We start from the raw sequence: 13,836 nt of genomic DNA on the forward strand, positions 1-13,836 counted from the left end.
TGGTGGCCGGTATTCGGGCCTGAATACCGGCCACCAGGCGCAACTCGGCGAAAACCAGAACGTGTTCCCCCTGGCCCCTCCCGAGAACCGGACATCCCGGACGCCGCGCTGCACGGGAACCCCGGCCCGGACTCCAATCCTCGCCGAGATGCGCCTCGTTGTTGGAATCCATGCCCGAATACCAACAACGAGCCCCACCTCGGCGATCGGTCCCACATGCTGATACACGCAGGGCCGGGCCCGGGGGCGCCCGGTGTGGATCACCTACCGGGCTCTTCGGCCTCGCCGCGGTCGCGCAGGTGGGAGCGGAAGTCCTCCAGGTTCTTCAGCGCCAGGTCGCCGTCGTTGCTCTGGATGCCCATGACGGCCAGCGTCGCCCCGTCGGCCAGGTCCACCGACGGCCACGGCTCGCCCTCGCGCATCTGGACGTCCACGATCTCGGCCCACTCCAGCACATAGGTGCGGATGCCGTTGACCACGGTCACCCCGTCGTCGGCCGCGACCAGCCTCGGCCGCCCCAGCAGGTGCAGCGCGCCCGCGCCGACCAGGCCCAGCAGCACCAGACCGACCCGGTCCTGAAGGCGCCAGTCCGGCGGCAGCATGACCGCCAGCACCGCCATCGTCGCCACGACGATGACCGCGAGCCCGTAGGCCACCAGTCGGATGTTGCGCGGCCGGTACACCTTCGGGAGCCCGGTGCTCCCACCGCTCGCGGTCCCCTCCACAGCGGCCTCTCCCGCACTCGTGCCCATCCGGCGCCCGTCCCTCGCTCCCGAAGTCGTCCCTACCCCGCCCGGTGCCCGCGCACCCCGGCGCCGTCCCCGCGCAGACCGCGCAGGACCAGCGCCGAGCCGATGGCGGCCTCCGCCGCCTCGCGCCCCTTGTCCTCGACGCTGCCCGGCAGACCGCTGCGCTCGCGCGCCTGCTCCTGCGTATCACAGGTCAGAACGCCGTTGCCCACCGGGGTCGAGGAGTTCAGCGCCACCTCGGTGAGGCCGTGGGTGACCGACTGGCACACGTAGTCGAAGTGCGGCGTGGACCCGCGCACGACGGCGCCGAGGGCGACCACCGCGTCGTGGGTGCGCGCCAGCTCCTGGGCGACGACGGGCAGCTCCACCGCGCCGGCCACGTGCACCACGGTCGGCGCCTGGGTCCCGGCCCGTTCGGCGGCCGCCACGGCCCGCTCCAGCATCGGCTCCACGAACTCGGCGTTCCAGTGGGTGGCCACGATGCCGACGGTCATGCCGGGGGCCTGAAGCCGCTGCTCGTCCGGGCGTCCGGTTCCGCTCATGGTGTCCTCGTGATCCTTCGTGCTCGTTCGTCCGTGCGGTCCGCGGCCGCCGGCCCGCCCCGGCGGGGCGCCGTGCCCGGCAGGCCCGCGAGAGCCGCCACGGGTACCTCCGCGCGGCGCGCGGGGAGGGGTGCGGCGGCGGGGCGGGGGGGGTGGGGTGGGGGGGCGGGGCCCCCGCCGGGCCGCGGGTTGGCGGGCGTTCCGGCGCCTCCCGCGGGGGCCCGCCGCCGCGGCTCAGAGGGGCGGGTCCGGGCGCAGCCCTGCGTCCGGCCCGCCCCGCGCTCCTACTCCCCGGCGGCCACGCCGGGCAGGTCGTGTCCCATCCGGTCGCGCTTGGTGCGCAGGTACCGCAGGTTGTCCGGGGTCACCGAGGCGGGCATCGGCACGCGCTCGCGCACCCCGATCCCCCGTGCCTGCAGTGCCGGGCCCTTGTCCGGGTTGTTGCTGAGCAGCCGCACCGACCGCACTCCCAGGTCGGCCAGGACCCCGGCCGCCGGGCCGAAGTCGCGGGCGTCGGCGGGCAGCCCCAGCTCCAGGTTGGCGTCGACGGTGTCCGCCCCGGCGTCCTGCAGCTGGTAGGCGCGCAGCTTCGACAGCAGGCCGATCCCGCGCCCTTCGTGCCCGCGCAGGTACACCACGACCCCGCGGCCCTCGGCCGCGATGCGCTCCATGGCGGCGTCGAGCTGCTCGCCGCAGTCGCAGCGCTGCGAGCCGAAGGCGTCCCCGGTCAGGCACTCGGAGTGCACCCGGGTGAGGACCTCCTCGCCATCGGCGACCTCCCCCAGGACGAGCGCGACGTGCTCGGCGCCGTCGCCCAGCCCGCGGTAGCCCACGGCCTTCCAGTCGCCGAACCGGTTGGGGACGCGGGTCTCCACCTCGCGTTCCACGGCGGCGGCGCGGTCGGTGTGCGGGGCGTCGACGGCGCGCACGGCGCCCTCGGTGCCCTCCAGGTGCGCGACGAGCTGCTCGATGGAGACCAGCTTGAGGCCGTGCTCGTCGGCGAAGGCGCGCAGGCCGGGCAGGCGCGTCATGGTGCCGTCGTCGTTGACGACCTCGGCCAGCACCCCGGCGGGGCGCAGCCCGGCCAGGCGGGCCAGGTCGACCGAGGCCTCGGTGTGCCCGCGGCGGGCGAGCACGCCGCCGTCCCGGTAGCGCAGCGGCAGGATGTGGCCGGGGCGCACGAAGTCGGCGGCGGTGGAGGCCGGGGACGCGAGCAGGCCGATGGTGCGGGCCCGGTCGGCGGCCGAGATGCCGGTGCTCACCCCGGCGCGCGCGTCGACGGTGACGGTGTAGGCGGTGCGCATGCCCTCCTCGTTGGCGGCGACCATCAGCGGCAGGTCGAGCCGGTCGAGGTCCTCGCCGAGCATGGGGACGCACACCACGCCGGAGGTGTGGCGGATGGTGAAGGCCAGGAGTTCGGGGGTGGCGGCGTCGGCGGCGAAGATGATGTCGCCCTCGTTCTCCCGGTCCTCGTCGTCGACGACGATGACGGGGCGCCCGGCGGCGATGTCGGCGACCGCCTCGGGGACGGTGTCGAGGCGCACGGGCGCGTCCCCGGCCGGGGCGTCGGTCTCCTGGACTGCGGTCATCGGGGCGGTCTCCTCCCGGGAGGCGGCGTCGGCGCGCCGGTGCGGGTCGGGCACGTGGGACGCGGCGGGTACGGCGGACGCGGCGGGTACGGCCGCGGTGGCGGGGTCGGGTGCGGTGCGGCCGGGCGCGGGGGCCGCGGCGGGCGCCGTCGGGGGCGGGGTCATGCGACCGCCTCCCGTCCGGTGGGCCCGGCGGCCCCGGCGGCTTCGGCGGCTTCGGCCGCGCGGTGGCGGCGCACCCAGTCGCGGATGCCGATGGCCGCCAGGACGAAGAACACGCTGTAGACGGCGCCGGTGACCCACAGCCCCGACATCAGGGCCAGCGGGACGCCCACCAGGTCCACGGCGATCCACACGAACCAGAAGTCGATCAGGGCGCGGCTCTGCCCGAAGGTGGCCACGGCGCTGCCCACGAAGATGAACGCGTCCGGCCACGGCGCCCAGGACAGGCCCGTCGCCTCGAACAGCAGGGCCACGGCGACGGTGCCGCCGATGAGCAGCCCCAGCAGGACCCCGCGCTCGTGCCCGGTGGCCGGGCGCACGCGCAGCTCGGCGCCGCCCTTGGTGGCCCGGGCCCAGCGGGTCCAGCCGTAGACGACCAGGCCCACGAACATGATCTGCTTGAGGGCGTTGCCGGTCAGGTGGGCGTCGATGGACACGGCGAAGAGCAGCACCGCGCCGGTGAGCTGCACCGGCCAGGTCCACATCGACCGGCGCACCGCCAGCGCCACGGTCGCGAGCGCGGCGATGTTGCCGATCAGGTCGGCCCAGCGCACGTGCTCGCCGAAGAGGGTGAATCCGGCGTAGGCCCACTCCAGCCACCACACGCCGCTGTACGCGCCGCCCATCAGGAGGCCTCCCCGGCGCGCACCGCCTGGGTGAGGCGCTCGACGTACTTGGCGATGACGTCGACCTCGAGGTTGACCGGGTCGCCGGGGCCCTTGCGGCCCAGGGTGGTCAGTTCGAGGGTGGTCGGGATGAGGGAGACGGTGAAGGACCCGGGCTCGACCGCGGCGACGGTGAGGCTGACGCCGTCGACGGCGATGGAGCCCTTCTCCACCACGTAGCGGGCGAGGTGCCCGGGGAGGCTGAAGCGGAGGGTCTCCCAGCGCGCGGCGGGGGTGCGCTCCAGGAGTTCGGCGGTGCCGTCGACGTGGCCCTGCACGATGTGGCCGCCGAGCCGGTCGGAGACCTTGGCGGCGCGTTCGAGGTTGACCGGGGACCCGGGGCGCAGGGCGCCGAGGGAGGAGCGGTCCAGCGTCTCCTTCATCACGTCGGCGGTGAACACGCCGCCGTCGACGCCGGTGACGGTGAGGCAGACCCCGTTGACGGCGATCGAGTCGCCGTGGGCCGCGTCGGAGGTGGTCTCGGGGCCGCGCAGCGCGATGCGGGCGGACTCCCCCTGGCTGTCGGAGAACGGCGTGATCTCGGCGACCTCGCCCAGTTCCTCCACGATTCCGGTGAACAACGTCGGGCCTTCCCCTTCACCTGGTCCAGGCTCCGGGGTTCACGGCGCGGACCCTCGGGTCCGCCGACCAGGGCCCGGTCGTCGCCTCCGGCCCTTCACGGGCCGAACGGTCGCACCGGTCCCACGCGTACGCCTCCCATCCGGACTTTCACCGTCGGTACCGGAATTTCACCGGTTCCACCGGCCGATGGCTTCGGCCGGGTCGCGGACTATCACCGCCGGTTCGGATTTTCACCGACCCCGGAGCACGCGTTTTGTACGTCTCGGCCAACAGTGTGCCATGCGCTTCCATTCCCGGCTCGCGGCGGGTTCCGGGAACGGGCCGCCGGAGCGGGAAGCGCGGGTGCCGGGCGGCGCGCCGGAGGGCCGGGGGCCGGACCCGGCGATGCGGCGGGAAAACCCGACATGGCAAGCCGTTCCGGCGCACGCCGGAAGGGGGGCGGGCGCGGTGCCGCCGAGAGGCGGGGCGCCACCGCGGCCCAGGCGCAAGACTCCACATCTCAGACGCGGCGTGACATACCCCACTCCGGCGTGGTTCTCCCGTGCTGACCGACGCACCGCCGACGGCCGCGCCCTCCCCGTAAGCGCTCCCCCGCACGCTCCTTCGTCAGGACGTTCGTCAGGACGGCGGAACGGTGGCGGGCTCCCCCGCCCCATCGCGCGCGCGATCGGCCATCCCCACCCGGATGAAGAGTTCCGGCGCCCCGAACGACGCCCACAGGGTGGCGGCGAGGAAGGTGGCGTATTCGGCCGCGGCCGACGCGGACGCCGGGAAGGCGAGGTTGACCACGACGAAGATCAGCACCACGCCGGTGATGCCCGTGATGTAGCGGGCGGCCCGGGTGATCAGCGACCCGTCGGCGCTGTACCAGCCCCGCCGGTCGAGCAGGGTGAACCCGACCAGCACGCCCAGCAGCGCGCCGCTGAGCGAGGCCGCGTCGGCCAGTGCGCCCGCCTGGGGGTCGGGCGGCATCGGGCCGGTCCACCCCTCGGGCACCGTCCACCCGCTCCACACGGTGGCCTGCACCAGCGCGACCAGCAACGGGCCCGCCGCGGACAGCCCGACGGCCAGCGCCATCTGGACGACGGGGCCGCGCGACCGCCACCAGGCCACCGCGCGGCGCTCGTAGCGCAGGATCAGCCACAACAGCAGGGCGCCGACGGCCAGCCCGCCCAGGATGTCGGTGAGGAAGTGCACGCCCAGGTAGATGCGGGACAGGCAGATCAGGCCGATGAGCACCAGCGCCGCCGCCCACATGCGGGGCCGGGCGGCCGTCGCGGCCAGGTAGCCCCACAGGGTCACGGCGGTCTGGGCGTGGCCGGAGGGGATGCCGAAGGAGGACTCGGTGGACAGCGGGCGCACACCGGGGTCGTACCAGTAGGGCCGGGCGCCGTGCCCCGCGGTCTTGAGGACCCCGTTCACCGTCGCCGAGCCCAGCAGCACGATGGCGAGGCGGGCGCCCAGGCTCGCGTGGACGCTCCAGAACACCAGCGGCAGCACCGCGATGAACAGTGTCTTCGAGCCGAGGGTGGTGACGGCCAGCATGATCGGCTCCAGCCAGGAGCCCCAGCCCTGCACCCATTCGACGGCGCCCGTCTCGGCGCCCCATATCGCGTCCATGCGCACCCCGTTCCTCACGGATCCTGCTCTGCGGCCGGACGTGGCTCTGAGCGCGCCTGCTCGGGCCGGGGCCCGATACCCTCACCCGTCCTCCTGGACCCGCGGCGCCCGCCGCGGGACCGTCGTCGCCTCGACGCCCCCGCGCATCGCACCGGAACGCCGTTCGGTTACCGCGTGATCCTAACGGCGGGCCCGGCGGCTCCCAAGTGCCCGGGCCAGAGGGGCGGTTCGCCAAGCGCGCGACCGCCCCGCTACCCGGGAACGGCCGCGCGAACCGGAGGCCCGGAACCGCGGGGTCAGGACGCCGCGGCCGCCTTCTCGGCCTTGGTGCGCAGGGCCTCGACCGCGGAGGCGGGGTCCTCGGCGCCGTAGACCGCCGACCCGGCGACGAAGACGTCGGCCCCGGCCTCGGCGGCGCGCTCGATGGTGTCCCCGGCGACGCCGCCGTCGACCTGCACCCACACCTGCGCGTCGCGGCCGCCCACCAGCTCGCGGGCCTTGCGGATCTTCGGCAGCACCAGGTCGATGAACTTCTGGCCGCCGAAGCCGGGCTCGACCGTCATCAGCAGCAGCATGTCGACCTCGGGAAGGAGGTCGGCGTAGGCGTCCAGGGAGGTGCCCGGGTTGAGGGCGAGCGAGGCGCGGGCCCCGGCGGAGCGGATGGCGCGCAGGGTGCGGACGGGAGCCTTGGCGGCCTCGGCGTGGATGGTGACGCTGCCCGCCCCGGCTTCGGCGAAGCCGGGCGCCCACCGGTCGGGGTCCTCGATCATCAGGTGGCAGTCCAGGGGGAGCTTGGCCGACTTGAGCAGGGACTCCACCACCGGCAGGCCCAGGGTCAGGTTGGGCACGAAGTGATTGTCCATGACGTCGACGTGCAGCCAGTCGGCGGCGTTCTCGACGGCGGCCGCCTCTTCGGCGAGGCGCGCGAAGTCGGCGGAGAGGATGCTGGGAGAGATCTGGATTGCCACGCTTTCGATCCTAATGGGGACCGGGTCCGTCCCTGGTCACCCCCGCCGCCCCCACGATGATCTCGACGAAGGTGCTGTCATCCGGGCCGTTCTGACAGCACCTTCGTCGAGATCATCGCCGAGGGGGCGGGCTCAGGCGCGCTTGCGGAGCAGGGCCAGGAACATCGCGTCGGTGCCGTGGCGGTGGGGCCAGAACTGGACGTACCTGCCGTCCTTGCCCGCGGTGATGTCGGGGACCTCCTGCAGGTAGTCGGCCGCGCGGAGCACCTCGGCGTCGGAACGGTCCGCCATGACCGCGTCGACGACGCCCTCCGTCTCGGGCAGGTGCGGCGAGCAGGTCACGTAGGCCACCACTCCCCCGGGGCGGGCGGCGTCGAGCGCGCGCTGGAGCAGGGCCTCCTGGGTCGGCCGCAGCTCCCCGGCGGTCTCGGGCGTGCGGCGCCAGCGCGCTTCCGGGCGGCGGCGCAGCGCCCCGAGACCGGTGCACGGGGCGTCGACCAGGACCCGGTCGAAGGAGCCGTCCTTCCACGCCGGGCGGGTCGAGTCGGCGACGACCACACGTCCCGCGTCGCGCACCGACCGGTGCACCGCCTGGGCGACCAGGCCCGCGCGCGCGGGCTGCACCTCGGCGGCCAGCAGGCGCGCCTCACGCTGCCCGGCGAGACCGGCCAGCATGGCGGCCTTGCCGCCGGGTCCGGCGCAGGCGTCCAGCCAGCGGGCGTCGGCCCCGTCGACCTGCACACGGGTCAGCGCGAGGGCGACGAGCTGGCTGGCCTCGTCCTGCACGGCCACGCGGCGCTGGCGCACCTCGGTGAGCAGGGCGGGGTCGCCTTCGGGGAGGTAGGCGGCGTAGGGCGAGTAGCGGGCCTCGCGGGCGCCGGCGTTGACCAGGTCGGCGATGGAGGCGCGGCCGGGCTTGGCGAGGAGGGTGACCTCGGGGCGCTCGTTGTGCGCGGCGAGGAGGCGCTCGGTCTCGGCCAGGTCCCCGGCGGAGTCGTCGCCGAGGGCGCGGGCCAGGGCCTCGACGACCCAGCGGGGGTGGCTGTGGACGATGGCGAGGCGGCCGACGGGGTCGTCGGCGCCGGGGGCGACGATCTCCAGCCAGGCGTCGAGGTCGCGGGCGCCGACCTTGCGGAGGACGGCGTTGGCGAAGCGCGAACGGTGCTGGCCGATGGTGCGGCGGGCGACGTTGACGGTCGCGCTGACGGCGGCGTGCGGGGGGATGCCGGTACCGAGGAGCTGGTGGGCGCCCAGGCGGAGGATCGGGAGGACCTCGGCGTCGACGGAGGAGAGGGAGCGGTCGATGCAAGCGTCGAGGACGGCGTCGTAGGTGCCCTGGCGGCGGAGGGTGCCGTAGGTGAGCTCAGTGGCGAGGGCCGCGTCCCGGCCGGTGAGTCCGCGGTCGCGGAGCTTGGCGGGGAGAAGGAGGTTGGCGTAGGCATCGCGCTCTTGGACGGCGCGGAGCACGTCGTAGGCGACACGGCGGACGGCCGTTCCGGGGGAGGGGGCGGGCTTCTGGGCGTCGCCCTGGCCCTTGCCTTTGCCGCCCTTACCGCCTGAGCCGCCCGAGCCGGGGCCGCGACGTCCGGAACGGTACGGGGAACGGGAACGGTCGGTCACGTCGGGATCAGCCTCACGCAGGGGATTGTGGTGGTCGAAAGGGGCCGGATGGGCCTCCCCGAGGATACTGCGCGTGACGAGGAGCGGGGCCGTGTCACACGCAAGTGGGGTGTGACACGGCAGGGCGAGCGACCTGGCGGGGCTGACGCCGACCGGTCCCGCTCCATCCCCATACGTGCGGGGCCCACGCCGCGACGAGCGCGGGTGGACCCAGCAGGACGGGTCCACCCCCGCGCGTGCGGGGCTCACCAGTGCTGCGGCAGCAAGCCGAAACTCAGCGTGGGTCCATCCCCGCGTTTGCGGGGCTCACTCGTTCTGCAGCTGCGTCCACAGCCCGCCTGCGGGTCCATCCCCGCGTTTGCGGGGCTCACCCCACGCGCGGCGTGCCCGGCTGGCACGCCCAAGGTCCATCCCCGCGTTTGCGGGGCTCACGCCGGTGCGCCGCACGGGTGGGCCGGGTTCGGCGGTCCATCCCCGCGTTTGCGGGGCTCACGACCCCGACAGCGCTGAGGCCCAGCGCCTGCTCGGTCCATCCCCGCGTTTGCGGGGCTCACGGCGCCTCTACGGCAGCGACCTGTGCTGCGCCCGGTCCATCCCCGCGTTTGCGGGGCTCACGACTTCACGCGGTCCAGCGGTAGGCCGGTCTGCGGTCCATCCCCGCGTTTGCGGGGCTCACCCTTAACGACCTGGGTGAACGGGCGCCGTTATCGAAGGTTGACCATCTGAACGGCACATGTGGACCGCTTCTGTCCGCATCCCCGTTCCGTCTGCTCATCCTCCCTCACGCGCCCAAGCGCTCGCCCTCCTCCGGGCGGACGCCCCTCGCCCAGTCCACCGCGTTCATCATCTTCTTGCCCTGGGCCTGCACGTCCCCCAGCCTCACCGGGTGGGTCGCCGTCCCCACCAGCACGCGCTTCTTCTCCACGGCCAGCTCGCCCGCCGCCAGCTCGTGGCCCGCCGCGATGTCCGTCACCGGCGTCACCGGCCCCAGCTTCAGCCGCGCCCCCCGGAACGTCGTCCACGCCCCCGGCGTCGGCGTGCACGCCCGCACCAGCCGGTCCACCCGCATCGCGGGCGCCGCGAAGTCGACCTCCGCGTCCTCCGGGTTGATCTTCGACGCGAACGACACCCCGTCCGCGCTCTGCGGCCGCGCCTCCAGGGACCCGTCCTCGATCCCGTCCAGCGTCCGCACCATCAGCCCCGACCCCGCCTCGGCCAGCCGCGACAGCAGGTCCCCGCTCGTGTCACCGGGCCCGATCGGCTCGGTCAGCATCCCGTACACCGGCCCCGAGTCCAGTTCCGGCTCGATCTCGAACGTCGTCGCCCCGGTCACGTCGTCCCCGTGGAGCACCGCGTGCTGCACGGGGGCCGCCCCGCGCCACGCCGGGAGCAGCGAGAAGTGCAGGTTCACCCACCCGTGGCGCGGCACGTCCAAGGCCTCCTGCCGCAGGATCGCGCCGTAGGCCACCACCGGGCAGCAGTCCGGCGCGATCTCCCGCAGCCGGTCCAGGAACTCCGGTTCGTCGGCCTTGGCGGGCTTGAGCACTTCCACCCCCGCCTCCTCGGCCACGCTCGCAACAGGGCTCGGCGTGACCTTGCGCCCCCGCCCCGCCACCGCGTCCGGCCGGGTGACGACCGCCGCCACCTCGTGCCGGGAGTCCAGCAGCGCCTTCAGCGTCGGCACCGCCACCTCCGGCGTTCCGGCGAACACCAGTTTCATCGGATCCCTCTCCCCTCGCGCCCGGGCCGCCGCGCCACTCCGCGGCCGAGTCAGCTCCGTGGCCTCTTGTCTACCAGCAGCCGCCTGTCGGAAGGCTCTGGTAAACCTGGGCACGATGGATCCGCAGCCCGAGCCCGGGGAGGGGCTCCTCTTCGACGTGCCCGAGGCCGGGCCGGCCGCCGACGCGCAGGGCGGACCGGCCGCTCCGAAGACCCCCGCGAAGGCCGGCGGCACGTCGGCGCCCAAGGCCGCCAAGGCCGCCAAGGGGAAGAAGGGCCCGAAGAAGCGCACCCCGGCGGAGGAGCTGCCCATCGCGCGGGTGGCGGTGGACACGCCCCTGCCCCACCTCGACCGCCTCTTCGACTACCAGGTCCCGGCGGACATGGCCGACGACGCCGTTCCCGGCTGCCGTGTGCGCGTGCCCTTCCACGGCCAGGTCCTGAGCGGCTTCCTCATCGAGCGCGCCGCCGCCTCCGACTTCACGGGGCGCCTGTCGTACCTCTCTGCGGTGGTCTCCCCCGAGCCGGTGCTGACGCCGGAGATCCGCGACCTGGCCCGCGCCGTCGCCGACCGCTACGCGGGCACCTTCAGCGACGTGCTGCGGCTCGCCGTCCCGCCCCGCCACGCGCGCGTGGAGAAGGAAGGGCGAACGGGCGAGAAGGCGGACGAGGCCGAGGAGCCTGCCGGCTCCGGCGACACGACCGGTGAGGCGACTGCGGCGGACCAGGACGACACCGCAGCGGCCGACGTGTCCCCGGACGACGACACCCCGCCGAGCACCGAGGACGAGGGCGCCGCCCCCGAACAGCCCGCGGCGGGCACGCCCCCGGAGGCCACCGGGCCCGAGGAGGCCGCGGAATCCGAAGCACCGGCCGCTGCTTCCCGGACTTCTGCGCCCGCTTCGGATGCTCCGGACGCGGTGGACGCGCCAAACACGCCGGGTGCGCCAGGCGCTCCCGAGGCGGCAGACACTGGCGCCGACCCGGAAGCCGACCTTTCGGCTTCCCCTTCTCCCCCCGCCCCGGAGCCCGATGCCAGCGAGGAGCCCACGGCATCGGACGCCCCGGCGGACGCGGCCGACTCCCCCGCCCCCGACGCCGAAGCCATCGGCCCCTGGGCCGACTACGCCTTCGGCCCCTCCTTCGTCTCCGCGCTGCGCGCCGGACACCCCGCCCGGGCCGTCTGGTCGGCCCTGCCCGGCCCCGGCTGGGACGACGCCATCGCCATCGCCGTCCGCACGACCGTCGACGCCGGTCGCGGCGCCGTGGTCGTCGTCCCCGACGGCCGCGACGTCGCCGTCCTCGACGCCGCCCTTGCCGAGCGCCTCGGCCCCGGCCGCCACGTCGCCCTCACCGCCGAGCTGGGCCCCGCCGAGCGGTACCGCCGCTGGCTGGCCGCCCTGCGCGGGCAGGCCTCGGCCGTCGTCGGCACCCGCGCCGCCATGTTCGCGCCCGTGCACGACCTCGGCCTGGTGGTCCTGTGGGACGACGGCGACGACGTGCACGCCGACCCGCACGCCCCCTACCCGCACGCGCGCACCGTGCTGACCCTCCGCGCCCACCGTGCCGGGGCCGCCGCGCTCATCGGGGGCCACACCCGCACGGCCGAAGGCGCCCGGCTGGTCGAGTCGGGCTGGGCACACCCGCTGACCGCCGACCGCGCGACGGTGCGCCGCCGCGCCCCCGCCGTCCGCGCCTCCGGCGACGACTTCGAGCTGGCCCGGGACGAGGCGGCCCGCGCCGCGCGCCTGCCGCACCTGGCGATGCGCGTCGCCCGGGAGGCGGCCGCGCACGGCCCCGTGCTGGTGCAGGTGCCCCGGCGCGGCTACCTGGCGTCGCTGGCGTGCAACCGGTGCCGCGCCCACGCCCGGTGCGGGTCCTGTCAGGGGCCGTTGGCCCTGCGCAGCGCGCACGCCGCCCCCTATTGCCGCTGGTGCGGGCGGATCGCGGGCGACTGGCAGTGCGAGGAGTGCGGGCACGCACGGGTGCGGGCGTCGGTCGTGGGCGACCGCCGCACCGCCGAGGAATTGGGGCGGGCGTTCCCGTCGCTGCCGGTGCGCACGTCGGGCCGCGACGAGGTGCTGACCACGGTGTCGGAGCGCCCGGCGCTGGTGGTGGCGACGCCGGGCGCCGAGCCGGTGGCCGAGGGCGGCTACGCGGCCGCGCTGCTGCTGGACGGCTGGACGATGCTGGGCCGCGCCGACCTGCGCGCGTCGGAGGAGGCGGCGCGGCGCTGGTTCAGCGCCGCCGCGCTCGTGCGCTCGGCCGAGGAGGGCGGGCGCGTGGTGGTGATGGCCGACGCGTCGGTGCCCGCGGTGCAGGCGTTGGTGCGGTGGGACCCGTCCGGCCTGGCCGAGCGGGAGCTGGAGGAGCGCCGTGAGCTGGGGTTCCCTCCGGCGGTGACGATGGCGTCGGTGACCGGCGCCCCGGCGAAGGTGCGCGAGCTGCTGGACGGGCTGTCGCTGCCGGAGTCGGCGGAGGTGCTGGGGCCGGTCCCGGTCGACGCGGGCGGCCCGGGGCCCCGGTCGGCGGAGGAGGCACCGGAACGGGCGCTGCTGCGGGTCCCCCACGCCGACGCCTACGAGCTGACGAAGGCGCTGAAGGCCGCGGCCGCCGCGAGGAGCGCCCGCCGCGAGGAACACCTGGCACAGGTGCGCGTCGATCCGCTGCAGGTGGTGTGAGGCGGGGGCCGCACCCGGCGGATCGAAGTCGGCCGAGCCCCTGCGTCCGTCCAGTCCGCGGTGATTGCGGCGGGGGCGCTGTCGCGCTGTCATGGCCGCGTTTCGGCGGGCGGGCACCGGTCCGGATTCCGGAGGCGGGGCGGGGCCGCCTCAGCGTGGAAACGACCGCGTCAGTGGTCGTATGGAGGCTGCACCACACGAGGACGACACCATTGAGTTCGGGCTTTCGGCTCCGGTGTCAGCCCGCCCACCCTTGATCACCCGGCCATCCAGCGTGTGCGCCCGGGCGGCGCACGGATGCTCGCGGTCCCGAGAGCCCTCGCCCTCCTCGTGTCGCCCCGCCCGACCAGGTCGGCGCACCGGCCGGGGCACTGGGCCGAGCCGCCCCCTCCCCTGTTGATCTCGGGCAGGGGGTGAGGGCTCCCACGCGCCCATGGAGGGAGCCGTCCCCGGCTCCGCACGCCGCTGGCCGCCGCGTCACCTGCCATGTCCGGAAGCCCCGGTCACGCCGCTCCACGGGACGACAAGCGCCTCAGTCGATCATTGCGAGCGACCATGGGCGGCAGGCTTCTCAGCCCACCGGCCCTGTGCCGCCCTCACCCGGATCGTCAGGACGCTCGGCTCGGATCAGCTCCGCGGAGTCGGGGGCATCCGGCCCCGCGCCCCCTCCCTCCGCGAGTTCCCGTTCGATGTCGGCCAGCAGCCTCCTGTTCCCGCTGAAGGCGGCCTCCCGTACAGGAACGGCCAGCAGCAGTCCTTGAAGGGATCGTCCTTGCCGCCGTGCCTCCTCCATGAGGGCTTCCCGCACATCCTCGGGCACGTCCCTGACGGTGATCTCTCCCCCCATGCATGCACCCTCCGATATTCGGAGGCCTCCTC

11 protein-coding genes, 1 CRISPR repeat array and 1 riboswitch are annotated in these 13,836 nt (G+C 75.0%); of the genes, 1 reads left to right on the forward strand and 10 read right to left on the reverse strand.

Annotated features, from left to right (window positions below; all coding sequences use genetic code 11):
* Window positions 1–260: 260 nt before the first annotated feature.
* The 9 genes from O4U47_RS24310 to fmt form a co-directional block, all read right to left on the reverse strand.
* The gene (locus tag O4U47_RS24310) at window positions 261–752 is read right to left on the reverse strand and encodes a PH domain-containing protein (protein WP_270680285.1); all 492 of its coding nucleotides are present in this window, start codon (window positions 750–752) and stop codon (window positions 261–263) included.
* A gap of 32 nt (window positions 753–784) precedes the next feature.
* Window positions 785–1,291, reverse strand: coding sequence for a 6,7-dimethyl-8-ribityllumazine synthase (gene ribH, locus O4U47_RS24315; protein WP_270680286.1), 507 nt, complete (start codon window positions 1,289–1,291; stop codon window positions 785–787).
* A 284-nt stretch (window positions 1,292–1,575) separates the two neighbouring features.
* Entirely contained in the window at window positions 1,576–2,880 is a 1,305-nt protein-coding gene (locus O4U47_RS24320; protein WP_270680321.1) for a bifunctional 3,4-dihydroxy-2-butanone-4-phosphate synthase/GTP cyclohydrolase II, read from the reverse strand.
* A 161-nt stretch (window positions 2,881–3,041) separates the two neighbouring features.
* A complete protein-coding gene (pnuC, locus tag O4U47_RS24325) occupies window positions 3,042–3,728 on the reverse strand; it encodes a nicotinamide riboside transporter PnuC (RefSeq protein WP_270680287.1) in 687 nt (228 codons plus the stop codon).
* On the reverse strand, window positions 3,728–4,348 hold the full coding sequence (locus tag O4U47_RS24330; protein WP_270680288.1) for a riboflavin synthase: 621 nt from the start codon (window positions 4,346–4,348) through the stop codon (window positions 3,728–3,730). The genes pnuC and O4U47_RS24330 overlap by 1 nt, the downstream gene beginning before the upstream one ends.
* Window positions 4,349–4,472: 124 nt before the next feature.
* Window positions 4,473–4,600: riboswitch (FMN riboswitch) on the reverse strand.
* 367 nt (window positions 4,601–4,967) lie between these two features.
* Window positions 4,968–5,969 (reverse strand): phosphatase PAP2 family protein, encoded by a 1,002-nt coding sequence (locus O4U47_RS24335; protein ID WP_270680289.1) that lies wholly within the window; start codon window positions 5,967–5,969, stop codon window positions 4,968–4,970.
* A gap of 296 nt (window positions 5,970–6,265) precedes the next feature.
* The gene (gene rpe, locus O4U47_RS24340) at window positions 6,266–6,937 is read right to left on the reverse strand and encodes a ribulose-phosphate 3-epimerase (RefSeq protein ID WP_270680290.1); all 672 of its coding nucleotides are present in this window, start codon (window positions 6,935–6,937) and stop codon (window positions 6,266–6,268) included.
* Window positions 6,938–7,069: 132 nt separating this feature from the next.
* Window positions 7,070–8,557: an RsmB/NOP family class I SAM-dependent RNA methyltransferase gene (locus O4U47_RS24345; protein WP_270680291.1), complete on the reverse strand. Its 1,488-nt coding sequence runs from the start codon at window positions 8,555–8,557 to the stop codon at window positions 7,070–7,072.
* A 220-nt stretch (window positions 8,558–8,777) separates the two neighbouring features.
* A CRISPR array of direct repeats spans window positions 8,778–9,234; the repeat unit is 30 nt; unit sequence CGGTCCATCCCCGCGTTTGCGGGGCTCACG.
* A gap of 104 nt (window positions 9,235–9,338) precedes the next feature.
* Entirely contained in the window at window positions 9,339–10,277 is a 939-nt protein-coding gene (gene fmt, locus O4U47_RS24350) for a methionyl-tRNA formyltransferase (protein ID WP_270680292.1), read from the reverse strand.
* Window positions 10,278–10,392: 115 nt separating this feature from the next.
* Here fmt and O4U47_RS24355 point away from each other — a divergent pair, with 115 nt between their 5' ends.
* Complete coding sequence (locus O4U47_RS24355) at window positions 10,393–12,957, forward strand: primosomal protein N' (protein ID WP_270680293.1); 2,565 nt, start codon at window positions 10,393–10,395, stop codon at window positions 12,955–12,957.
* 571 nt (window positions 12,958–13,528) lie between these two features.
* Here the strand turns inward: O4U47_RS24355 and O4U47_RS24360 are convergent.
* Entirely contained in the window at window positions 13,529–13,804 is a 276-nt protein-coding gene (locus O4U47_RS24360; RefSeq protein WP_270680294.1) for a FitA-like ribbon-helix-helix domain-containing protein, read from the reverse strand.
* Between the last annotated feature and the right edge of the window lie 32 nt (window positions 13,805–13,836).

It is taken from the genome of Nocardiopsis suaedae (assembly GCF_027706745.1).
GTDB lineage: Bacteria > Actinomycetota > Actinomycetes > Streptosporangiales > Streptosporangiaceae > Nocardiopsis_A > Nocardiopsis_A suaedae.

Coding starts and splice junctions, on each gene's coding strand:
- O4U47_RS24310 (WP_270680285.1), bottom strand. CDS start 752: ATGGGCACGAGTGCGGGAGAGGCCGCTGTGGAGGGGACCGCGAGCGGT.
- ribH (WP_270680286.1), bottom strand. CDS start 1,291: ATGAGCGGAACCGGACGCCCGGACGAGCAGCGGCTTCAGGCCCCCGGC.
- O4U47_RS24320 (WP_270680321.1), bottom strand. CDS start 2,880: ATGACCGCAGTCCAGGAGACCGACGCCCCGGCCGGGGACGCGCCCGTG.
- pnuC (WP_270680287.1), bottom strand. CDS start 3,728: ATGGGCGGCGCGTACAGCGGCGTGTGGTGGCTGGAGTGGGCCTACGCC.
- O4U47_RS24335 (WP_270680289.1), bottom strand. CDS start 5,969: ATGGACGCGATATGGGGCGCCGAGACGGGCGCCGTCGAATGGGTGCAG.
- fmt (WP_270680292.1), bottom strand. CDS start 10,277: ATGAAACTGGTGTTCGCCGGAACGCCGGAGGTGGCGGTGCCGACGCTG.
- O4U47_RS24355 (WP_270680293.1), top strand. CDS start 10,393: ATGGATCCGCAGCCCGAGCCCGGGGAGGGGCTCCTCTTCGACGTGCCC.
- O4U47_RS24360 (WP_270680294.1), bottom strand. CDS start 13,804: ATGGGGGGAGAGATCACCGTCAGGGACGTGCCCGAGGATGTGCGGGAA.